The 22,105-nt window shown below is 70.5% G+C and carries 22 protein-coding genes; 14 read left to right on the top strand and 8 right to left on the bottom strand.

The features are described from left to right. The first annotated feature begins 23 nt into the window (after positions 1-23). Positions 24-1,091, top strand: a complete 1,068-nt coding sequence (locus PGB26_RS06250) for a threonine aldolase family protein (protein WP_271639474.1) — start codon at positions 24-26, stop codon at positions 1,089-1,091. 13 nt (positions 1,092-1,104) lie between these two features. On the opposite strand, the gene PGB26_RS06245 is transcribed toward PGB26_RS06250, so the two are convergent. Beyond that, positions 1,105-1,698 (bottom strand): NUDIX hydrolase family protein, encoded by a 594-nt coding sequence (locus PGB26_RS06245; RefSeq protein WP_271639473.1) that lies wholly within the window; start codon positions 1,696-1,698, stop codon positions 1,105-1,107. Between the two features lie 132 nt (positions 1,699-1,830). Between PGB26_RS06245 and PGB26_RS06240 the strand changes: the two genes are divergently transcribed. Next, positions 1,831-2,487 (top strand): alpha/beta hydrolase, encoded by a 657-nt coding sequence (locus PGB26_RS06240; RefSeq protein WP_271639472.1) that lies wholly within the window; start codon positions 1,831-1,833, stop codon positions 2,485-2,487. Between the two features lie 260 nt (positions 2,488-2,747). Next, positions 2,748-4,412 (top strand): ABC-F family ATP-binding cassette domain-containing protein, encoded by a 1,665-nt coding sequence (locus PGB26_RS06235; protein WP_271639471.1) that lies wholly within the window; start codon positions 2,748-2,750, stop codon positions 4,410-4,412. Between the two features lie 38 nt (positions 4,413-4,450). Here the strand turns inward: PGB26_RS06235 and PGB26_RS06230 are convergent, their stop codons facing one another. Then, entirely contained in the window at positions 4,451-4,696 is a 246-nt protein-coding gene (locus PGB26_RS06230) for a hypothetical protein (RefSeq protein WP_271639470.1), read from the bottom strand. Positions 4,697-4,777: 81 nt separating this feature from the next. On the opposite strand from PGB26_RS06230, the gene PGB26_RS06225 reads away from it, so the two are divergent. From PGB26_RS06225 to PGB26_RS06205, 5 genes are all read left to right on the top strand, one after another. Then, positions 4,778-9,541 (top strand): Lhr family ATP-dependent helicase, encoded by a 4,764-nt coding sequence (locus PGB26_RS06225; protein WP_271639469.1) that lies wholly within the window; start codon positions 4,778-4,780, stop codon positions 9,539-9,541. Positions 9,542-9,553: 12 nt separating this feature from the next. After that, positions 9,554-10,309 carry an EI24 domain-containing protein gene (locus PGB26_RS06220; RefSeq protein ID WP_271639468.1) on the top strand — a complete coding sequence of 252 codons (756 nt, stop codon included), beginning with the start codon at positions 9,554-9,556 and terminating at the stop codon, positions 10,307-10,309. Continuing rightward, positions 10,302-11,075, top strand: coding sequence for a DNA-formamidopyrimidine glycosylase family protein (locus PGB26_RS06215; protein WP_271639467.1), 774 nt, complete (start codon positions 10,302-10,304; stop codon positions 11,073-11,075). Before PGB26_RS06220 ends, PGB26_RS06215 begins: the two co-directional genes overlap by 8 nt. Positions 11,076-11,155: 80 nt before the next feature. Further along, positions 11,156-11,563, top strand: coding sequence for a transferase (locus PGB26_RS06210; RefSeq protein ID WP_271639466.1), 408 nt, complete (start codon positions 11,156-11,158; stop codon positions 11,561-11,563). Positions 11,564-11,637: 74 nt separating this feature from the next. After that, positions 11,638-12,348: a LysR substrate-binding domain-containing protein gene (locus tag PGB26_RS06205; RefSeq protein WP_271639465.1), complete on the top strand. Its 711-nt coding sequence runs from the start codon at positions 11,638-11,640 to the stop codon at positions 12,346-12,348. 43 nt (positions 12,349-12,391) lie between these two features. Here the strand turns inward: PGB26_RS06205 and PGB26_RS06200 are convergent, their stop codons facing one another. Then, positions 12,392-14,962 carry an ATP-dependent Clp protease ATP-binding subunit gene (locus tag PGB26_RS06200; RefSeq protein WP_271639464.1) on the bottom strand — a complete coding sequence of 857 codons (2,571 nt, stop codon included), beginning with the start codon at positions 14,960-14,962 and terminating at the stop codon, positions 12,392-12,394. Between the two features lie 99 nt (positions 14,963-15,061). Between PGB26_RS06200 and PGB26_RS06195 the strand changes: the two genes are divergently transcribed. Beyond that, positions 15,062-15,778: a glutamine amidotransferase-related protein gene (locus PGB26_RS06195; protein WP_271639463.1), complete on the top strand. Its 717-nt coding sequence runs from the start codon at positions 15,062-15,064 to the stop codon at positions 15,776-15,778. A gap of 45 nt (positions 15,779-15,823) precedes the next feature. Here PGB26_RS06195 and PGB26_RS06190 read toward each other — a convergent pair whose 3' ends face one another. After that, positions 15,824-16,285 carry a glutaminase gene (locus PGB26_RS06190; protein ID WP_271639462.1) on the bottom strand — a complete coding sequence of 154 codons (462 nt, stop codon included), beginning with the start codon at positions 16,283-16,285 and terminating at the stop codon, positions 15,824-15,826. A gap of 75 nt (positions 16,286-16,360) precedes the next feature. Between PGB26_RS06190 and purU the strand changes: the two genes are divergently transcribed. After that, positions 16,361-17,212, top strand: coding sequence for a formyltetrahydrofolate deformylase (gene purU / locus PGB26_RS06185; protein ID WP_271639461.1), 852 nt, complete (start codon positions 16,361-16,363; stop codon positions 17,210-17,212). Between the two features lie 26 nt (positions 17,213-17,238). Here purU and PGB26_RS06180 read toward each other — a convergent pair whose 3' ends face one another. From PGB26_RS06180 to PGB26_RS06170, 3 genes are read right to left on the bottom strand one after another with little or no spacing between them, the layout of a single operon-like run. Beyond that, complete coding sequence (locus PGB26_RS06180; RefSeq protein ID WP_271639460.1) at positions 17,239-18,279, bottom strand: NAD(P)H-dependent flavin oxidoreductase; 1,041 nt, start codon at positions 18,277-18,279, stop codon at positions 17,239-17,241. A 53-nt stretch (positions 18,280-18,332) separates the two neighbouring features. After that, positions 18,333-18,641: a hypothetical protein gene (locus PGB26_RS06175; protein ID WP_271639459.1), complete on the bottom strand. Its 309-nt coding sequence runs from the start codon at positions 18,639-18,641 to the stop codon at positions 18,333-18,335. Beyond that, positions 18,638-19,522 (bottom strand): SDR family oxidoreductase, encoded by an 885-nt coding sequence (locus PGB26_RS06170; RefSeq protein ID WP_271639458.1) that lies wholly within the window; start codon positions 19,520-19,522, stop codon positions 18,638-18,640. The genes PGB26_RS06175 and PGB26_RS06170 overlap by 4 nt, the downstream gene beginning before the upstream one ends. Positions 19,523-19,728: 206 nt before the next feature. On the opposite strand from PGB26_RS06170, the gene PGB26_RS06165 reads away from it, so the two are divergent. Further along, positions 19,729-19,977 carry a hypothetical protein gene (locus PGB26_RS06165; RefSeq protein WP_271639457.1) on the top strand — a complete coding sequence of 83 codons (249 nt, stop codon included), beginning with the start codon at positions 19,729-19,731 and terminating at the stop codon, positions 19,975-19,977. 154 nt (positions 19,978-20,131) lie between these two features. On the opposite strand, the gene PGB26_RS06160 is transcribed toward PGB26_RS06165, so the two are convergent. Next, on the bottom strand, positions 20,132-20,455 hold the full coding sequence (locus PGB26_RS06160) for a DUF7882 family protein (RefSeq protein ID WP_101188419.1): 324 nt from the start codon (positions 20,453-20,455) through the stop codon (positions 20,132-20,134). A gap of 69 nt (positions 20,456-20,524) precedes the next feature. Between PGB26_RS06160 and PGB26_RS06155 the strand changes: the two genes are divergently transcribed. The 3 genes from PGB26_RS06155 to PGB26_RS06145 all read left to right on the top strand — a co-directional run bounded on the left by PGB26_RS06155 (position 20,525) and on the right by PGB26_RS06145 (position 22,044). Further along, complete coding sequence (locus PGB26_RS06155; RefSeq protein WP_271639456.1) at positions 20,525-20,830, top strand: DUF7882 family protein; 306 nt, start codon at positions 20,525-20,527, stop codon at positions 20,828-20,830. A gap of 181 nt (positions 20,831-21,011) precedes the next feature. Continuing rightward, the gene (locus tag PGB26_RS06150; protein WP_271639455.1) at positions 21,012-21,425 is read left to right on the top strand and encodes a CBS domain-containing protein; all 414 of its coding nucleotides are present in this window, start codon (positions 21,012-21,014) and stop codon (positions 21,423-21,425) included. A 61-nt stretch (positions 21,426-21,486) separates the two neighbouring features. Further along, on the top strand, positions 21,487-22,044 hold the full coding sequence (locus PGB26_RS06145) for an FHA domain-containing protein (RefSeq protein WP_271639454.1): 558 nt from the start codon (positions 21,487-21,489) through the stop codon (positions 22,042-22,044). Positions 22,045-22,105: the final 61 nt, after the last annotated feature.

Below are 22,105 nucleotides of genomic sequence, written 5' to 3'. Positions count from 1 at the left end.
GCGCCGCACACTAAAATCGGACGGTGAGCACTCTGCATGACACCGCCGTCCGCGGCTTCGCATCCGACAACTATTCCGGCATCCACCCCGAGGTGCTGGCCGCGATCGCCGCCGCCAACGAAGGCCACCAGATCGCCTACGGCGAAGACCAGTACACCGAGCGCCTGCAGGAGGTGTTCCGCTCGCACTTCGGCGAGAGGGTCCAGGCGTTCCCCGTCTTCAACGGCACCGGCGCGAACGTCACCGGCCTGCAGGCCATGCTGCCGCGCTGGGGCGCGGTGATCGCGGCATCCACCGCCCACATCAACGTCGACGAGGGTGGTGCCCCCGAGCGCATCGGAGGTTTCAAGCTGCTCACCGTCCCCACCGACGACGGCAAGCTCACCCCCGAGCTCGTCGACCGCGAGGCCTGGGGATGGGGCGATGAGCATCGGGCGCAGCCGCTGGTGGTCTCGATCACCCAGTCGACCGAGCTCGGCACGCTCTATACGGTCGACGAGATCACGGCTCTCGCCGACCACGCGCACGGTCGCGGCATGAAGCTGCACCTCGACGGCGCACGCATCTCGAACGCGGCGGCGGCCCTGGACGTGCCGCTCGGCGCCTTCACCACCGACGCCGGCGTCGACGTGCTCAGCTTCGGCGGCACGAAGAATGGGGCGATGCTCGGTGAGGCGATCGTGGTGCTGAATCCGGATGCCGCCGACGGCCTGCTGTACAGCCGCAAGTTCAACATGCAGCTGTCGTCGAAGATGCGCTTCGTGTCGGCGCAGCTGATCGCCCTGCTCGAGGGGGATCTGTGGCTGCGCAACGCCCGGCACTCGAACGCGATGGCCCAGCGTCTGCGCACCGAGGTCGAGCAGGGCATCGCCGACGGCAGCATCAACGGCGTCGGCTTCACGCAGCCCACGCAGTCGAACGGCGTGTTCGCGACGCTGCCCGACGGCGTCGCCGACCGCCTGCGCGAGAAGTTCCGCTTCTACGACTGGGATGCCGCGCGCAACGAGGTGCGCTGGATGTGCTCGTTCGACACCCAGGACTCCGACGTCGACGCGTTCGTCGCCGAGCTGTCGCGCCTGACCTCTGCCTGACTGCCCGGCCGCGTCAGCGCAGCAGACCGAGGTGCGCGAGCGCCTGGCGGATCAGCGTGCCGCGACCGCCCTCCAGATCCGCCGCGAGCGCATCGGAGGCGGCTTCCTCAGGCGAGAACCAGGTCACCTCGAGGGCATCCTGCCGCGGTTCGCACGTGCCGGTGACCGGCACCACGAAGGCGAGCGAGACGGCGTGCTGGCGGTCGTCGTGGAAGGCGCTCACGCCCGGGATCGGGAAGTACTCGGCCACGGCGAAGGGCGCAGGCGATGCGGGCAGCAACGGGAACGCCATCGGGCCGAGATCGTTCTCGACGTGCCGGAACAGCGCGTCGCGGATGGTCTCCCCGTACCGCACCCGACCGGAGACGATGGTGCGAGTGATCTCACCGAGCGGCGTGGAGCGCAGCAGCACGCCGATCGAGGTGACCTGTCCCGACCCGTCGGTGATGACGGGGATCGCCTCGACGTACAGCATCGGCAGGCGCCGACGCGCCTCCTCGAGCTCGATGTCGGAGAGCCAGCCCGGGTTCGCGTCGACGTTACGCGCGCCGTCGAAGCCGAAGTCGTCGTCGGGCTCGGGGCCGGGATCAGGAGTGCGCACCGCCATGGCTCTTTTCTACCAGCGTCGGGGCGGCTTACCCCACGTCGACGCGATCGATTCCGCCGGCGTCGGGGCGGCTGACCTCACGTCGACGCGATCGATTCCCCCGGCGTCCGAGGCGGCTGGCAGGATGGCCTCGTGACAGTCTCGATCGATCCGTCGGTGACCCTGTGGTCGCCCGAACCGCGCGGGGGCAAGCCTCTTCTCGTGCTGCTGCACGGCTACGGGGCCGACGAACGCGACCTGTTCGGGCTGATCCCCTATCTGCCCGAGGGCATCGCGGTCGCGGCCGTCGGCGCTCCGCTCACCCCGCCCTGGCCGATGCCTGGCCGCTCGTGGTACGCGATCGATTCGCTGACCACTCGGGATGCCGTGGGCATCACCACGGCGGCCGAGGCGTTGCTCGCATGGCTCGACGAGGCTGCGGCCGACGTGAGTTCGGTGGCGCTGCTCGGGTTCTCTCAGGGCGCGGCCGTCTCGCTGCAGGCCCTGCGCCTGCAGCCGTCGCGGATCGACGCGGTCGTGGCGTTGAGCGGGTACGCCGCCCCGGGCGAGCTGCCGAACGACGGCGTGCTGCAGGAGCAGCGTCCACCGGTGTTCTGGGGCCGCGGAACACATGACGATGTGATCCCCGCCGGCCTCGTCGAGCACACCGCCCAGTGGCTGCCGGCGCACTCCGAGCTCTCCGGACGCGTCTACCAGGGACTCACGCACTCCATCTCGGAGCAGGAGCTCGCCGACGTCCGCGTCTTCCTGTCGCAGTGGAAGGACTCGGTCGAGAAGAAGACCGCGTGAGCACGACACGCCCGGGTTGCGCGTCTTCGCGAGGCGGGAGTAAAGTCGCAGAGTCCTGTCCGCCGTGTCTGGAAGTCCCTTGATCTGATTCGTCGCCTCTCCGCGCAAATCATCCGCGCGCTGATCCGACGAACCCGCCTTCCGGCAGGACACGCTCCGAATTCGAGCCCCTCTTCGGGCTCTTCGATCCGACGTCGTCCGACGTCTCTTGCGAGACCCCTTCGTCGGCATCCGCGCACCCCCACTTCCGGGAGTCGCTCATGTCATCACCGAGAACCTTCACCTCCGCCGTCGTCACGCTTGACCGGGTCTCCTTCACCTGGCCCGACGGCTCCATCGCGCTCGACGCCGTCAGTGGCTCGTTCGGATCGGATCGCACCGGGCTCGTCGGGCGCAACGGCGCCGGCAAGTCGACGCTGCTGCGCCTGATCGCGGGCGAGCTGACGCCGACATCCGGGCAGATCCTGCGCTCCGACCAGGTCGCCCACCTGCCGCAGCGTCTCACCCTCGAGACCGATCGACGGGTGGCCGACCTGCTCGGCATCGCCGCTCCGCTCGACGCGGTGCGCGCGATCACCGCGGGAAACGTCGATCCGGTGCACTTCGACGCCGTCGGCGACGACTGGGACATCGAGGCGCGCGCCGAGGTGTCCCTCGCAGAAGCCGGCCTCGACCCGTCGTTCCTCGACCGCACGGTCGGCGAGCTGTCGGGCGGGGAAGCCGTGCTCGCCGCCGTCGCAGGCATCCGGCTGCGACGAGCGCCGATCACGCTGCTCGACGAGCCGACGAACAATCTCGACCGCGAGGCGCGGCAGCGGCTCGCCGACATGGTGCGCACATGGAAGGGCGCGCTCATCGTGGTCAGCCACGACGTGTCGCTGCTCGAGCTCATGGACGACACCGCCGAGATCTACGGCAGCGAGCTGAGCGTGTTCGGCGGACCGTACTCGCAGTGGCGAGCGTGGCTGGATGCCGAGCAGGGCGCGGCTCGCCAGGCCGAGCGCGACGCGGCGCAGGCATACCGGAAGGAGAAGCGGCAGCGCATCGAGGCCGAGGCGAAGCTCGCTACCCGTGCGCAGATGGGCCGCAAGGCGTTCGATGAGAAGCGCGTGCCGAAGATCATCGCGAACGGCCGCAAGATGGCAGCCCAGGTGTCGGCCGGCAGGCTGCGCACCGAGGTGCGCGGCAAGGAGGACGCCGCGCACCAGGCCCTCGACGCCGCCGGACGCCGGGTGCGCGACGACGACACCATGAGGATCGACCTTCCCGATCCCGAGCTGTCGGCATCGCGGCGCATCGCCACCATCGGCGACGGGGAGCGGTCGTGGATCGTGCAGGGGCCGGAGCGAGTGGCCCTGGTCGGACGCAACGGGGTCGGCAAGACCACGCTGCTGCGCCGGCTGGTGGCATCCGCAGCTGACAGCTCCGGAGATCGGGACGGATCTGGCCAGGACTCAGCTGTTCCGGGGCAGATCCGGCCGATTCTCCGGAGTTCTGACGCGCACACCGACCGCATCGGCTACCTCTCGCAGCGGATCGACGGGCTCGACGAGCAGGCATCGGTGGTGCAGAACATCGCGGCGGTCGCACCGCACGTGCCGGACAGGGAGCTGCGGAACCGGCTGGCGCGGTTCCTGATCCGAGGGGCGACCATGGACCGGGCTGTCGGCGCGCTCTCAGGCGGCGAGAGGTTCCGTGTCGCGCTGGCGAAGCTGCTGCTCGCCGATCCAGCGCCGCACCTGGTGGTGCTCGATGAGCCGACGAACAACCTCGATCTCGACACGGTCGATCAGCTGGTCGAGGCGCTGCGCGCCTACCGCGGAGCCGTGCTGGTCGTGAGCCACGACGACGCGTTCCTCGCCCGGCTGAAGCTGGATCTCACCCTCGAGCTGGATGCCGAGGGTCGGCTGGTCGAGCTGGGCTGACGCAGACGGGCGGCCGGGGTGATGTCAGGCCGCCCGTCTCAGCCGAGCCGGGAGAGCCAGGGATGCTGCGGGAGGGTCCGCTGCAGCGCGTCCGCGAGCCATCGACGGCGCCGCTCATCGAGGAAGGGCAGGGTCGCGTCGAAGTCGGCGCGGTCCTTCTCGCGCAGACCCTTCGACCGCATGGCGCGGCGGTGCTCGAGCGCCGGGTCGGCGGCGAGCGCGGCGTACTCCTCGGAGTCCCTGACCTCGATGAACGTGTCGGTGTGGTTCGTCGTGTGCGCCATGTCGCCAGCATCCCCTACCCCTCTTCCGTTGTCGAGAGCAAGCACCGAGGCGATGTCCGTGGCCTGTCCCATGATGGAGGGGTGCCGGACGTGCTCGACAGGTTCACCCCCGCCACCCAGGATTGGTTCCGTGGGGCGTTCGACGCGCCCACGCCCGCGCAGGCGGGCGCGTGGGACGCGATCTCCGCCGGGCGCAACGCCCTCGTCGTTGCGCCGACCGGGTCGGGCAAGACGCTGTCGGCGTTTCTCTGGGCGATCGACAGCGTGTTCCGCGAGCGGACGGCCGATTCGGCGGCGACAGCGGATGCCAAGGAGCGCGCTGCGCGCACGCGCGTGCTCTACATCTCTCCCCTGAAGGCTCTGGGCGTCGACGTCGAGCGCAACCTGCGCTCGCCCCTGATCGGGATCGGGCAGTCGGCGCGGCGCCTCGGCGTCGCGGCACCGGATATCACCGTCGGCGTGCGCTCGGGTGACACCACCTCGAGCGACCGGCGAAAGCTCGTCAGCGACCCGCCCGACATCCTCATCACGACGCCCGAATCGCTGTACCTCATGCTCACCAGCCGAGCCGGTGAGACGCTGCAGAACGTGCACACCGTGATCATCGACGAGGTGCACGCGGTCGCCGCCACCAAGCGCGGCGCGCATCTGGCGGTCAGCCTCGAGCGGCTCGACGCGCTGCGCACTGCACGGGGAGCCGAGAAGCCCGCTCAGCGGATCGGTCTGTCGGCGACCGTGCGCCCCATCGATGAGGTGGCGCGGTTCCTGGGCGGATCGGCGCCGGTCGACATCATCGCCCCGCGCGCGATGAAGACATTCGAGCTCGGCGTGGTCGTGCCCATCGACGACATGCGCAACCCTCCTCCGCCGCCCGGGGCATCGGCTTCGGCTGGTGAACCGGCCGAGTACACCGAGGTCACCGGATCGGTGTGGCCGCACGTCGAGGAGGCGATCGTCGATAAGGTGCTCGAGAACCGCTCGACCATCGTGTTCGCCAACTCCCGGCGACTCGCCGAGCGGCTCACCGGTCGGCTGAACGAGATCTACGCCGAGCGCATCGGGGTGGCCGTTGCCGAACCGGCGGGACCGCCGGCCGCCAGGGCCCACGGAGCAGAGGCTCCGGGCGGCGCGCATGCGCCGGCCGGAGGGGCGAACGGGGCGGCGCAGGCGGGCGCCACCGCCGGCGCCGATCCGGTGCTCGCCAAGGCCCACCACGGGTCGGTGTCGAAGGAGCAGCGGGCGATCGTCGAAGACGAGCTGAAGTCGGGCGTGCTGCGCTGTGTGGTGGCGACGAGCAGTCTCGAGCTCGGCATCGACATGGGCGCGGTCGACATGGTCATCCAGGTCGAGGCGCCGCCGTCGGCGGCATCCGGCCTGCAGCGCGTCGGACGCGCGGGCCACCAGGTGGGCGAGATCAGCCGGGCGTCCCTGTTCCCCAAGCACCGCGGCGACGTGCTGCACACCGCGATCGTCACCGAGCGGATGCTGGCGGGACAGATCGAGGCGATCGCCGTGCCGCGCAACCCGCTCGACATCCTCGCGCAGCAGACCGTCGCCGCATGCGCGCTCGATTCGATCTCGGTCGAGGAATGGTTCGAGACCGTGCGGCGCAGCGCGCCGTTCCAGACGCTGCCGCGTTCGGCATACGAGGCGACACTCGATCTGCTCGCCGGCAAGTACCCGTCGGACGAGTTCGCCGAGCTGCGCCCGCGCGTGGTGTGGGATCGGGATGCCGGAACCCTGACCGGCCGGCCGGGAGCGCAGCGCATCGCGGTCACCAGCGGCGGCACCATCCCCGACCGCGGGCTGTTCGGCGTGTTCGTCGCGGGCGAGACCAGCGGTGCGCGCGTCGGCGAGCTCGACGAGGAGATGGTCTACGAATCACGGGTAGGCGACGTCTTCACCCTCGGCACCACCAGCTGGCGCATCGCCGAGATCACCCACGACCGGGTCAACGTGCTGCCGGCGTACGGGCAGCCCGGCAAGGTGCCGTTCTGGCACGGCGACGGCATCGGCCGTCCGTTCGAGCTCGGTGAGGCCCTCGGGCGGTTCTCGCGCGAGGTCTCGACGGCGACTCCCGCCAAAGCCCAGCAGCGACTGATCGACGCGGGCCTCGACGAGCGCGCGCGCGACAATCTCATGGGGTACCTGACCGAGCAGCGCGAGGCCACGGGAACCCTGCCGACCGACCGCACGCTGACCGTCGAGCGGGGTCGCGACGAGGTCGGCGACTGGCGGCTCATCCTGCATTCCCCCTACGGCATGAAGGTGCACGCGCCGTGGGCTCTCGCGCTGAACGCTCGGATCCGCGAGCGGCTCGGCGTCGAAGGCTCGGCGGTGGCGAGCGACGACGGCATCATCGTCCGCATCCCGGATGCCGACGCGCAGCCGCCCGGAGCTGACCTGTTCGTCTTCGACGCCGACGAGCTCGAGCAGATCGTCACCGCCGAGGTGGGCGGATCGGCGCTGTTCGCCTCGCGATTCCGCGAGTGCGCGGCCCGTGCCCTGCTGATGCCGCGGATGAACCCCAACAAGCGCACGCCGCTGTGGCAGCAGCGGCAGCGCTCGGCGCAGCTGCTCGAGGTCGCGAGGCGCCATCCGACTTTCCCGGTGATCCTCGAGACCCTGCGCGAGGTGCTGCAGGACGTCTACGACCTGCCATCGCTGCGCCGGCTCATCACCGACATCGCCGAGCGCCGCATCCGTCTCGTCGAGACCGAGCCCGGCCAGCCCTCCCCCTACGCGCGCGACCTGCTGTTCGGCTACGTCGGCGCGTTCATGTACGAGGGCGACTCGCCCCTCGCCGAGCGGCGGGCCGCGGCCCTCGCCGTCGACCCTGCCCTGCTCGGGGAGCTGCTCGGCACGGTCGAGATGCGCGAGCTGCTCGACCCCGACGTGATCGCGCAGTTCGAGCGCGAGGCGCAGCGACTCGATCCGCAGCGCCGGGTGCGGGGGGTGGAAGGCGTCGCGGACCTGCTGCGGATGCTCGGCCCGCTGGACGCGGAAGAGGTGGCTCTGCGGCTCGACAGCACGTCGACGAGCTCTGCCGCCGACGAGGCGGCCCGGACCGACACGGGTGCGGATCCCGCGGCTGTCCCGGGGGCGGATGCCGCGGTTGAAGCGACCAGGGAGCCCGGTGCGGCGACCGCGGACCAAGCCGCCGCACTGCTCGCCGAGCTCGTCACCGCTCGCCGCGCCATCGCGGTCACGATCGCGGGCCGCTCCCGGTTCACGGTGATCGAAGACGCGGGCCGGCTGCGCGATGCGCTCGGCGTCGCGCTGCCCACGGGCATCCCGGTGGCCTTCCTCGAGCCTGTCGCTGATCCACTCGGCGATCTCGTGTCGCGACACGCGCGCACGCACGGCCCATTCACGACCGAAGACGTCGCAGCCCGGTTCGGCATCGGCGCGGCTGTCGCCAGGCACACGCTCCAGCGGCTGGAGTCGGCGGGCCGGCTCACCAGCGGGTTCTTCCTGCCCGCCGCATCCGCCGCCGCCGACGGATCGAAGGAATGGTGCGACGCCGAGGTGCTGCGCCGTCTGCGGATGCGCTCGCTCGCCGCGATCCGCGGCAGTGTGGAGCCGGTCAGCCCGCAGGCGTACGCGCGTTTCCTGCCCGACTGGCAGCACCTGACGCGGCCGACCGAAGGCGTCGATGGCGTGCTCAGCGTGATCGAGCAGTTCGCCGGCGTGCCGATCCCCGCCAGCGCCTGGGAGTCGCTCGTTCTGCCCGGCCGGGTGCGCGACTACTCCCCTGCCCTCCTCGACGAGCTCACCGCCGCCGGCGAGGTGGTCTGGGCGGGCCACGGGTCGCTGCCGGGTCGCGATGGGTGGGTGTCGCTGCATCCCGCCGATCTCGCGCCCTTCACCCTTCCCGTACCCGAGGAGGCACCGGCGGCAGGCTCCCTCGAAGAGAAGGTGCTCGATGCGCTGCAACTCAGCGGCGCCTCGTTCGCCGGCGCGCTGAAGACCATGACCGGCGCCGATAACCAGCAGTCCGTGCTCGAGGCCCTCTGGTCGCTGGCCTGGCAGGGGCACATCACCAACGACACCTTCGCGCCCGTCCGCGCGCTCATCGCCGGAGGGTCGCAGGCGCACAAGACCGCGCGCCGGGCGCCCCGCACGCGCACCTACCGCGGCATCTCGCTCGCACGACCGACCGCACAGCCGTCCGCCGCGGGCGCGGGTGGCCGGTGGGCGGTGCTGCCCGAGACCGATCCGGATGCCGCGCGCCGCGCCACGGTGACCGCAGGGCTGCTGCTCGACCGCTACGGCGTCGTCACCCGGGGCGCCGTGCAGGCGGAGGGCGTGCCGGGCGGCTTCGCACAGGTGTACCGCGTGCTCGCCGGCTTCGAAGAGGCCGGGCACTGCCGGCGCGGCTATGTGATCGAGAAGCTCGGAGCCGCCCAGTTCGCGGCATCCACGACGGTCGACCGACTGCGCACCTTCGCCGGACTCGCCGATCCGCCTCCACTGAACGCCGTGACGCTCGCGGCGACCGACCCCGCCAACCCCTACGGCGCCGCTCTCGGCTGGCCGCGGCTGGAGGCGGTGTCGCATCGTCCCGGTCGGAAGGCCGGCGGGCTGGTCGTGCTCGTCGACGGCGAGCTCGTGCTCTATCTCGAACGCGGCGGCCGCACGGTGCTCGCCTTCGATGACGACCCCGAGGTGCTGAAGGCCGCCGCCGCCGACCTCGTCGCCACGTCCAGGGCGCGCCGGCTCGAGACCCTCACCGTCGAGAAGATCAACGGCGAGGGCGTGTACGGCACCCCGTTCGCATTCGCCCTGCAGGAGGCGGGCTTCGTGGCGACCCCGCGCGGCTACGCCCTGCGCAAGACCGTCTGATTGACTGCACACATGCTCAGCGAGTTCTTCACCGGCGTCCGCTACCTCGGGCGCGGCTTCGGGTACTGGCGGCGGCGCCCCGGGCTGATGGCGCTCGGTCTCGTGCCCGGCCTCATCGCCCTCGCGCTGCTTGCCGCCGCGATCGTTCCGCTGCTGCTGAACCTCGGTGGCATCACCACCTGGGCGACACCGTTCGCCGACGGGTGGGATCCGTTCTGGCGCAACGCCCTGCGTACCGCCGTCGGGGTGCTCGCGGTGATCGCGATCCTGGCGCTGGCGAGCGTGACGTTCACCGCGCTCACGCTGCTGATCGGCGACCCGTTCTACCAGCGGATCTGGCGTGCTGTCGAGACCGACCTCGGCGGCGATGTACCCGAGGGAGACGGCGGATTCCTCGTGGCGCTCGGCGAGAGCATCCGGCTGATCGCGCTCGGTGCGCTCGTCGCCCTGCTGGCGCTGGCATCGGGGTTCGTGCCACTCATCGGTGCTCCGCTCGCCGCCGTCGTGAGCGTGCTGCTGACCGGCCGCCTGCTCGCGCGCGAGCTGACCGGCCGTGCGCTGAACGCGCGCGACATCCCGACTGCCGAGCGTTCGCGGCTCTTCTCGGGGCGGCGGGCCCGCCTGCTCGGATTCGGCGCGGCGACCCAGCTGTGCTTCATGGTGCCCCTCGGCGCGGTGTTCACCATGCCGACCGCGGTCGCCGGAGCCACCGTGCTGGCGCGCGACCTGCTGCATCAGCGCTCGTCGACAGCGGCGCACCGTGCCTGAGGGCGACACGATCTATCGCGCCGCGAAGCGCCTCGACGCCGCGCTGCGCGAGCAGGAGGTGACCCGCTTCGACCTGCGCGTGCCGCGCCTGGCCACAGCCGACCTCAGAGGGCGGACGGTGCACGACGTCGTTCCTCGCGGCAAGCACCTGCTGATGCGGATCGGCGAGTTCACCCTGCATTCCCATCTGCGCATGGACGGAGCATGGTTCACCTATCGCCCGGGCGAGAAGTGGCGTCATCCCGCATTCAAGGTGCGCGCGATCGTGGGCACCGCCGAACACGAAGCAGTCGGCGTCGACATCGCCGAGGTGAAGCTGGTGCCCACCCGCGACGAGGGCCAGCTGGTCGACTACCTCGGACCCGACCCGCTCTCCGAGAACTGGGATCTGGACGAGGCGATCCGGCGCCTCAGCGCAGACACTCGTCCCATCCACGTCGCCCTGCTCGACCAGCGCAACGTCGCAGGGTTCGGCAACGAGTATGCGGCGGAACTGCTGTTCCTGCGCGGTGTCCGGCCCGAGACGCCGACGCCGGACGTGGATGTTCCCGCCCTGCTCGACCTCGGCGTGCGCACCATCAGGGCGAACCGCGACCGAATGGATCGCACTTTCACGGGAGACGCCAGGCGGGGCTTCACCGACTGGGTCTACGGGCGCGCGGGCCGCTCGTGCCGACGCTGCGGCACCCGCATCCGCAAGGGCGAGCTGGGCGCCGATCCGACCCGCGAGCGCATCACATTCTGGTGTCCGAACTGTCAGCGGTGAGCTAATCCCAAACGGGGAATGAATCAAGCCCCCTCCCGGTTGTACATATATCCGGAAGACTCCGGAACACGGGAGGAAACGTGGGCAAGAACTACATCGATATCGAGGACGACCAGGGCGCCACGCTGCGCTACCGCAAGCACGTCAATGGCCGCGGACTCGTCGCACACGGCGCGAAGGTGCATCCGAAGGCCCTCATCGAAGCCGGCGCCTATGTCGAACCGGGCGCTCGCGTCGGCGCCGGTGCGCGGGTCGCGCGCGGCGCCTGGGTGGAGCCGGATGCCGTGATCGGCGAGAACGCGCGGATCGACGCGCACGCGCACATCGGCGTCGGAGCGGCCGTCGGCGACGGCGCGTGGATCGGCGTCCGCACCGAGATCGGCGCGGGAGCGCGGGTCGCACGGGGAACGCGCATCGGCCACGACGAGAGCGTCGCCCCCGGTCTCACCGTCATCACCGACCGCAAGGGACTCTGGCTCGCCGCCTGATCCCGTCCACCGGAGCCCGCCTGGTCGATTCGGCCGGCGGGCTCTTCTGCATCCACGGCCGGTACGCTGAACCGGTGAAGAACGACCGGCGCCGCGCTCCGAAGGGTGGGCGTCCGCGCCCGGCGAAGACACAGAAGCCGGCACAGAAGCGCACGCCTCGCCCTGCGGCGCAGCCTGCGCCCCCGGCAGACCAGACGCCGCGCCGGTTCCGGCTCGGCGTCATCCCGGGCGCCACCCCGGGCAAGTGGGTGGACGCCTGGAGGGAGCGCATGCCGCACGTCGGCATGGACGTCGTGCCCATCACGGTCGCCGGTCAGCGTGCAGCCCTCGACGATCTCGATGCCGCGCTGGTGCGTCTTCCCCTCGACGACCGCGACTCCCTGCACGTGATCCCGCTGTACGACGAGGTTCCCGTCGTCGTGGCGCCCATCGACTCGTTCCTGATGGCGACGGACAGCCTCACGGCCGACGATCTCACCGGACAGGTGCTGATCACCCCCGGCGATGACGTGCTCGGGCCGCTCGATCTGCCCACGCAGACACCGTCGTTCCCGACGATAGAGACCACGGAAGACTCCGTCGCGACCGTGGCCTCCGGCGTCGGCATCCTCATCGTGCCGATGTCGCTCGCCCGGCTGCACCACCGCCGAGACGTCGACTACCGTCCGCTCCTCGGCGGGCGGACCTCGACCGTCGCACTGGCGTGGCTGCGTGACGCGACCACGCCGGACGTCGAGACGTTCGTCGGCATCGTGCGCGGACGCACCGCGAACTCGTCACGCTGACCTCTGCCCCGCAGATGAGGGCAGAGGTCAGCACCGCCGGCCGTCAGGCAGCCGCGCGGTGGACCGTGCCCGCGGTGACCGACAGCCCGCCTCCTGCGGATTCGACCCGCACGTCGCCGCCGTCAGCGAGCTCACCGGTCACGAACAGGTCTGCGATGCGGTCGTCGACCTCACGCTGGATGAGGCGGCGCAGCGGACGCGCGCCGTACTCCGGCTCGTAGCCGTGCTCGCCCAGCCACTCGACAGCGGCATCCGACACCTCGAGTGAGACGCCGCGAGCGGACAGGCGCTGCGAGGTCGCCTGCAGCATGAGCCGGACGATCCGGCCCAGCTCCTGGCGACCGAGCTTCTGGAACAGCACGATCTCGTCGATGCGATTCAGGAACTCCGGCCGCATCGCCTCGCGCAGCCTGCCCATCACTCGAGCCCGCAGGTCCTCCGCCGACGCGAAGCCGTTCGCCGAGGCATCCTGCGACGCCACGAAACCGAGGGCCCCAGAGCGCGAGGCCAGGAACTCCGAGCCGATGTTCGAGGTCATCACGATCACCGTGTTGCGGAAGTCGACCGTGCGGCCCTGCCCGTCGGTGAGGCGTCCGTCGTCGAGCACCTGCAGCAGCAGGTTGAACACGTCGGGGTGCGCTTTCTCGATCTCATCGAACAGCACGATCGAGTAGGGGTTGCGCCGCACCCGCTCGGTGAGCTGACCGGCCTCGTCGTACCCCACGTAGCCGGGAGGGGACCCGACCAGGCGAGACACGGTGTGCCGCTCGCCGAACTCGCTCATGTCGAAGCGGATCACGTTCGCCGTGTCCGCCTGCCCTGAGCCTGTCGAGGGGAACAGGCGGTCGGCGAGAGCCTTCGCCAGCTCGGTCTTGCCCACACCGGTCGGACCGAGGAACAGGAACGATCCGACGGGACGACGAGCGTCGCCCATGCCGGTGCGGCTGCGCCGCACGGCCCGAGCCACCGCGGCCACCGCGTCGTCCTGCCCGATCACGCGCGCGTGCAGGTCGGCTTCGAGCTCGCCGAGCCGCTCGCGCTCGGTCTCGGTGAGACGGCTCACGGGGATGCCCGTCGCCCGCGACACCACGGCGGCGATCTGCGACTCGTCGACGACGGCCTCGGCAGCCGGCGCAGTCGTCGCAGGCGCGCCCGCGGCATCGATCCGGCCCTGAAGCTCCGCGATCTCGTCACGGATGCGCGAGGCCTCCTCGTAGTGCTCCGCGTTCACCGCGGCGTCCTTCCGCGACTCGAGCTCGTCGAGCCGGGCCACCATCTTATCGACGTCGGGCACCACGCCGAGGCGCAGCCTCAGCCGCGCGCCGGCCTGATCGATCAGGTCGATGGCCTTATCGGGCAGCACCCTGTCGGGCAGATAGCGCGCACTCAGCTCGACGGCGGCACGCACGGCGTCGGCGGTGTACGTCACGGAGTGGTGCTGCTGGTAGGCGGGCAGCAGGCCCTCGAGGATCAGCACGGCGTCGTCGGTCGACGGCTCCGAGACCCTCACAGGCTGGAAACGACGCTCGAGCGCCGGATCCTTCTCGATGCGTCGGTACTCGCTCAGCGTGGTGGCACCCACGAGGTGCAGATCACCACGGGCGAGGCGGGGCTTGAGGATGTTCCCGGCGTCCATGCCGCCGTCGCCCGATCCGCCGGCGCCGACGACGGTGTGCACCTCATCGATGAACACGATGATCTCGCCCTTGTGCGCGGCGATCTCATCCATCGTCATCGTCAGGCGCTCCTCGAAGTCACCGCGGTAGCGGGTGCCCGAGAGCATCGCCGGCAGATCCAGAGCGATGACACGGCGGTCTGCGAGCTGCGCGGGCACGGCGTTCTCGACGATCGCACGAGCGAGCCCTTCGACGATCGCCGTCTTGCCGACGCCCGCTTCGCCGATCAGCACGGGGTTGTTCTTCGTACGGCGGCTGAGGATCTCGATGGCCTGCTCGATCTCTTCGGCGCGCCCGATGACGGGGTCCAGCTCGCCTGCGCGAGCGCGAGCGGTGAGGTCGAGCCCGTACTGGTCGAGCATGGGAGTGGCGGATGCCTGCTCTGCCGTGCCCTCATCGGTGTCGGCTCCCGCGGTGACCGGCTCGCGAAGACCCTGCGTGAGGGCCTCCGGCGTGACGCCGACGCGGGCGAGGATCTGACCGGCCGGCACGTCCTGGGCCAGAACGAGCGCGAAGAACAGGTGCTCGGGGTCGATGTAGGTCGCGCCGGACGAACGAGCCACCTGGTACGAGTGGAACAGCGCACGGCTGGCGCCCGGCGTGATCGTCGCGGCGCTCAGGGCCGCGGGTTCGGCAGGAACGGGCAGACCCGCGTCGACGGCCGCCACGATGGCCTGCGGGTCGACGCCGATGTGCCGGATCGCCTGCGACACCGCGTCGTCCTCGACGATCACCCGCAGCACGTGCAGCGAGTCGAGATCGGTCTGCCCGCGCTCGAGCGCGAAACGGCCGGCGCGTTGCAGGACCTGCTGGGTGCGCGCGGTGAGGAACCGAGCGAGGTCGATCGAGCGAGCCTGCCGGTTGCGCTCCCCCGCGAGATAACGGGCCAGGAACTCGTCGAAAGATCCTGAACCCGCTTCGTTGAAGTCGTTGGGCATTACCTTTCCTCTCAAAGTTGAGCGTAGTGCTGTCAACTTCAACATCGACCCACGGCCCGTATTCCCGGCTCAGGCCGAATCGCCCAATAGACTCGGCGCATGTCCTCGGTGCTGTACGTGTGCGTCCGACCGGAGCGGAGCGCGGCCGACGCCGAGCACCGCTCGTTCCGGCGCGGACTGGGCGTCGGCTCCCTGGACCGCCTTGACCTGCTGCACGCCTCACTCGAGACGGTGGAGTGGCAGCAGTACGAGGGCTTCGTCATCGGCGGATCGCCGTTCAACGTGACGGATGCCGAGAAGGACGAGTATCAGCGGGCGGTGGAGCACGACCTCGAGCGGATCGCCCGGCGTGCGCTCGACGGCGACGCGACCGCGCTGTTCACCTGCTACGGCATCGGCGTCGTGACACGGATGCTGGGTGGCGAGGTGCACACCGGTCAGCCCGAGCAGGCCAGCGCGACCAGTGTGCAGCTGACCGATGCGGGCATCGGCGATCCGCTGTTCGGCCCCGGCGCGCCCACGATGTCGGTCTTCACCGCGCACAAGGAGTCAGCGCGCGAGACGCCGCCGGGAGCCGTGCTGCTCGCCACCAACGACGCCTGCACCGTGCAGGCGTATCGGGTCGGCGAGCGGCTGTACGCCACGCAGTTCCACCCTGAGGCGTCGCCCCAGGACTTCGCCGATCGGATGGCGGTGTACCGGGCATCCGGCTATTTCGACCCGCGCGACTACGAGCGCACCGAGCGCGCGATCCTCGATGCGTCCGTCGACGGCCACGACCTGCTGGCGCGCTTCCCTGAGCTTCTGCGCGGCTGAGGTCGCCCTTCGACAGGCCCAGGGAGCCAGGGTGGGGCCTGGGGGTCAGGTTCCGATGGCGAGCGCGATGCGCTCGTCGAGATAGCCCTGCAGCGGCACGAGCAGGCCACCCGGCGACCACCGCACGCTCGGCACCCCCTCGACCAGGGCCAGAGGGCCCGACACTCCGCCCGCGTCGACCGCAGCTGCGTCGAGCACCTGCCATCCGACGTGCACGACCTCGCCCTCGGCGAAACCACCTCGACGCGCCTGCGCCCTCCGCTCTGCTCTCGCCCGCGCCGACTCGGCCGTGTAGCCGCGCCGCACGGGCTCGGCGGCGCGCAGGATCTCGGCGGTCGACAGCACGCCTTCATCTGTGAGCAGCAGCACGCCGAGGTGCCAGGCGGCACCCGCGGGGACGATCCGATCGGCACGCCACCGCGAGGTGCGCTCGCGGCCCAGCGACTCGCGCGGTGCCGCGGCGAGGCGCGCGCGGGCATCGCGCAGCAGCTCCTCGGTCGGCCCCATGGGTCAAGGGTAACGATTCGGCGCCGCCCTCCGGATGCGGGCAGAATCGACAGACACCCCAGTTCAGGAGCATCCATGCCGCACACCGACACCGCACGCCTTCTCATCGCCTGCGACGACCAGCCCGGGATCGTCGCGGCCGTCGCGGGAGTGCTGGCCGCGCACGGGGCGAACATCATCTCGCTCGACCAGCACTCGACCGACGAGGAAGGCGGACGGTTCTTCCAGCGCACCGTCATCCACCTCGACGGGCTCTCTGCCAAGCGCCCGGAGCTCGAGGCGTCGATCGCCGAGGTCGCCGACCGGTTCGGGATGGAGTGGTCGCTGCACGACACCGCCAAGCGCAAGCGCGTGGCGATCTTCGTGTCGAAGTACGACCACTGCCTGATGGAGCTGCTCTGGCGCACACAGCGCGGCGAGCTCGACATCGATGTGACCATGGTGATCTCCAACCATCCCGACCTCGCCGAATCGGTGCGCTCCTTCGGGGTGCCGTTCATGCACATCCCGTCCGGGGACAAGGCCGCGATGGAGGCCCGCCAGCTCGAGCTGCTGCAGGGCAACGTCGACCTGGTCGTGCTCGCCCGCTACATGCAGATCCTCACCGACGGATTCATCGAGCGGCTCGGAGCGCCGGTGATCAACATCCACCACTCGTTCCTTCCCGCGTTCATCGGCGCGAATCCCTACGCCCGCGCCAAGGAGCGCGGCGTGAAGCTGATCGGCGCGACCGCCCACTACGCGACCGCCGATCTCGACGAGGGCCCGATCATCGAGCAGGACGTCACCCGCGTCACGCACGCGGAGTCTGCGGCGGAGCTGCAGCGGCGCGGAGCCGATGTGGAGCGGTTCGTGCTCGCCCGCGCCGTGAAGTGGCATGCCGAGGACCGCGTGATCGTGCACGGGCGCTCGACCGTCATCCTCTGACGATCGCGCGGACGAGGCGCCGTTCGTCAGCCGGGCAGGCCGGCGACCAGCTCGTCGAAGACCGCGGCCGCCGTGCGTCCGCGCGACAGGGGCGCCGACTGCCCGAGCCACAGCGACTGCAGCTCGCCCATCCCGCGCTGACCGGCGATCGCCCGGAAGCGTCCGGTCAGCCAGTTCTGGGCCGGGAAGGGAGCGACGGCTCCGGATGCCTCGATCTCGCGCACCGCGCGATTGGGGGCCCCGCGCGACAGCCGTCCGCTCATCGCGCGGGTGAGCACGCTCTCGTCAGCAGCGGTCGAGCGGATCGCCGCGCGGTGCGCGTCGTTCGCCGCGGACTCGGCGGTGGCGAGGAAGGCGGTGCCGACCTGCACGCCCGACGCTCCGAGCGCGAATGCCGCCGCGACGCCGCGACGGTCGGCGATGCCGCCGGCGGCGATGACGGGCACGCGCACGGCATCCGCCACCTGCGGTACAAGTGGGACCAGTCCGACCAGTGACTCCTCCGCGGACTTCAGGAACGACACCCGGTGTCCGGCCGCCTCGGCGCCGGTGGCGACGATCGCGTCGACGCCTGCGGCCTCGAGGGCGCGGGCTTCGGCGACCGTCGTGGCGGTGCCGATGACGCGGATGCCGCGGCTGTGCGCCTCGTCGATGAGCACGCTCGACGGTGCGCCGAAGACGACGCTCAGCGCGGCCGGGCACGCCTGCCAGATCGCGTCGAGCTGCTCGTCGAGGCTGGGGAGGTATCGCTCGGGGCGCGCGGGCGGCGCGATGCCGACCTCATCGAAGAAGTCGCTCAGGGCGGCGGCATATCCGTCGTGCTCGGCGCCGGGCACGACCTCGTCGCCCGTCGGAAGCCAGATGTTCAGCGCGAACGGCGCCGAGGTGGCGGCGCGCAGCGCTGCGGCGGTCTCGGTGATGCGGGCGCCGTCGTACCCGTAGAGACCGTATGAGCCGAGACCGCCCGCGTCGCTCACCGCGGCGGTCAGCGCCACCGATGACAGTCCCCCGAACGGCGCGAGGACGACGGGATGCCGGATGCCCAGGAGTTCACGCAGATCGCTCATGTTTCGAGGCTACGCTTCCGTCGGTCCCGTGTTTCAGCGCGCTTCGGCACGGTTCACAGCGGCGGGCGTCCGGGGATCGGCGACGGCTTCTGCGCCCGGTTCGACGCGTTCGCGACCGCCAGATCGAGCGCCTCGAACAGCTGCTTGAAGCCGCGGAACCGCGTGGTGCGCGGGCACGGCGTGCGCAGCCACAGCACGTCGAGAACGCCCGTCGGCGAGCGGTCGACGTAGGCGATCAGGCAGTCCGCGTCGGCGTGACGTCGTGCCGGGTCGCAGATTCGCCAGCTGTTGCGGCCGAGCGGCGTGAGCTCCCAGTCCCCGTGCGGGGTGCCTGGTATGGGGTCGTCGAGCATGACAGTCACAGCGCCTTACCTCCTGTCACCGCGAGCACCGTGCCCGAGGTGTACGAAGACTCGGCTGCGGCGAGGTACACGTACGCACCGGCGAGCTCGGCCGGCTGGCCGGCCCTGCCCAGCGGGGTGTCGCTGCCGAACTGCTCGACCTTCGTGTCGTCCCAGCCGGTGGCCGGAATGAGCGGGGTCCAGATGGGCCCCGGTGCGACGGCGTTCACGCGGATCCCGCGCTCCCCCGCCTCTGCTGCGAGCGCCTTCACGAAAGCCACCTGCGCGGCCTTCGTCATGGCGTAGTCGATGAGTCCAGGCGACGGGTCGTACGCCTGGATCGAGGAGGTCACGATGATGCTCGCACCGTCCTCGAGGTGCGGATACGCCGCCCGCGCGGTGAACAGCGTGCCGAGGATGTTCGTGTCGAACACGCGACGCATCTCATCGGTCTTCAGCGATCCGAAGTCGTCGATGTCGTGCTGGTACGCCGCGTTGAGCACCACGATGTCGAGTCCGCCCAGTGTCTCGCGAGCGCGGGCGACGGCCTCCTCGGCGAACGACTCGTCGCGCAGGTCACCGGCGATGCTCACACCCTGGCGTCCGGCCTCGGTGATCAGCGCGACCGTGTCATCGGCATCCTTCTGCTCCTCCGGCAGATGCACGATCGCGACGTCCGCACCCTCGCGGGCGAACGCGATGGCGACCGCCCTGCCGATGCCGGAGTCGCCCCCGGTGATGAGCGCGCGACGCCCGGCGAGCCGATCGTGACCCTGGTACGACGACTCGCCGTGATCGGGCTTGGGCCCGGTCTCCTCCGTCAGGCCCGGCTGGGTCTGCTGCTGAGGGGGGAACTTCTCATCGTGGTGCTGGTGGCGAGGATCTGGGGTGTTGTCGCTCATCGTGCGCCTCTCTGAAGTTGGATGGGGAGTGCCGGCACCTGTGCCAGTCTGCTCACCCTCCCTCAGCGGGCGTGGTCCGGCCAGGGGGTTGACAGTTCGAGAAGCCCGGCGCACGCGCGAGGCCGGACGGCCGGGATGCTGTCAAGGGGCGTGCCCGAAGCACCTGCATCACGCAGGCTGAACGTCCACGACGAAAGGACTGCATGATGAGCAGCGACTCCCTGAACCCGGAAGACGACTCCACCACCGAGGTCCCGGCCGCAGACGCCGCGGTCGCGGGGCGGCCGGATCTGCAGCCCGACTCCCAGGGCGACGACCCTCTCGACGCCGAACTGGGTGAGGACGGCCAGGGTGACCTGGCGGAGGGCGACGAACAGCTCCACTCGGGCGACGCGCCGACCGACCTGCGCACAGAAGCCCCCTCCGGCGATGTGCACGAGGGCACCGCTCAGTAAGGGTCCCAGGTGGGCTGTGTCCGGAAACGTCCGGGCCGGTGGCCGCCGGACGCATCAAGGCCGCGCTCGATCGCCGCGAACGGTCGGGCGCGGCCGGCGCGGGTGGCGGCTCCGTTCGCCCCTGTCGACGTCTGCGCCGAGACCGGCGCCCCGTTCAGCCCTCGAGGCCGGCGTTCGGGTCGTCCGGCGGCTCGGGCACCATGTGCAGGCCGGTCGGGGTGTTGGCCGTGTAGGCGAGCGCCTCGATCCACGCCCTGTTGATCGCGGGCTGGCGGCTGCCGAAGTACTTGAACACCAGCGAGCTGCTGGGCTGCACCCACACGGTCGTGCGTCCGCCGCCGACGCTGGCATCTTCGCGCCAGCTGAACGGGAACGGCTCTCCGCGGCGCAGCTTGGCCGTGATCACGAGCTGCAGGTGGGTCAGGGCACGGTCCTCGATCTCGGTCTTGACCGAGCCTTCATAAACGAACTTTCCCAAGGAAGTGCACCTCTCAACCGTTCCGAACTGCTCTGGCGTCCGCCGAACGCCTGGGGATAGCTTAGTCAGATGGGCATGCTCTTCTACGGCGCCAGTCCGGATCCGATCGAGATCGAGGATCGCGCGCTCGCTCACCTCAAAGTCGTGATCGCCACGAAGCTGCGACGCAACGAGTCCTTCACCCTGTCCTGGCAGCACCCGCACCTGAACCCGACCGGGCGTTCGACCATCTGGCTGCACCCGTCGATCCCGCTGCGGTTCGTCTTCGACGAGCCGGTGACCCCTCAGCTCAGCGCGGAGTGGATAGCCGCGCTCGCCAACTCCGCCAGCACCAGCGGCGGGCTGTGCCTGCTGCCCGAGGATCTCGAGGACTGAGGAGCCTGCTCGGATCGTCACTCCGACTCCTGCGCCGCGATGGTGTGCTCCAGCCCTGTCATCTGACGGGGTTGACGAGCAGGCGGCGGGCTGTCAACCCCATTACCCCCGCCGGTCCGGCTGTCTAGCGTCGGATGCACGTGATCGAGACAGGTGAATGCGAAGCGGAGAGGACGGGACGATGACCCGCACGCGAGACATCATGACACCGAACGCACAGTGCATCGGCGAGAACGATGCACTCTCGATCGCGGCAGAGCGGATGCTCGAGCTGGACGTCGGCGCCCTTCCGATCTGCGGAGAGGACGGGCGGCTGAAGGGCATGCTCACCGACCGCGACATCGTCGTGAAGGCGATAGCGACGGGATTGGATCCGGAGACGACGAACGCCGGACGCCTTGCGACCGGGGTACCCGTCATGGTCTCGCCCGACGATGACATCGATCGTGCGCTCGCGCTGATGCGCGAGCATCGGATCCGCCGCATCCCGGTGCTGGAGGACCACCGTCTGGTCGGCATGATCAGCCAGGCCGACGTCGCCCGCCATCTCACGCCGTCGACCACCGGCGAGACGGTGGGAGTCATCTCGCGCTGACGCTGCGCGCCGGCATCCGCACCGCTCGAACTCAACGACCACCCCCACAGAGGAGGCCCCCATGACCGATCAGACCACCGGTTCGACGCCCGCGCACAGCGCACCCGATGTCGACGACCAGCTCGAGCAGCTCGCGACGGCGGACGGTGAGCAGCCCACCACCACCCATGCCGAGTGGGGTGCCGGCGAACCGCACCTGCGCATCACGAGTCCGGACGGCGATCGCAGTCGTCTGGAGCTGACCGAAGAGCGCACCACGATCGGGTCGGGCGCGGAATGCGCGCTCGTCATCGCCGGCGCCGACCCGGTTCACGCGACGATCATTCACGACGAGCGCGACGAGTACGTGCTGACCCTGCACGGCGACGGGCTGATGAACGCCAATCCAGCCGACGGTGTCGCTGGAGACCGCAGCGAGATCCTCCGCACGGGTGCGCGATTCACCGTCGCGGACTGGATCCTCGTCTTCGGCCGCGAGGAGTTCGCCGACCACGGTCGTCCGTTCGGCGGCCGCGAGGGCGGCGAGCTCGACGACCAGCCGCCACAGCCGGCCCGTCCCGGCTACGCCGGCGCCGAGGACGACGGACAGCACGGCGATCTCGAGGTCAAGGACGGCTGAAGCCCCGGAGGGTGCGAAGGGCGAGGGGACGACGACCCCCTCGCCCTTCTCATGTGCGCGT

The organism is Microbacterium sp. nov. GSS16 (genome assembly GCF_028198145.1).
Taxonomy (GTDB): Bacteria; Actinomycetota; Actinomycetes; order Actinomycetales; family Microbacteriaceae; genus Microbacterium.
This window is presented reverse-complemented; position numbering and strand designations above follow the sequence as displayed.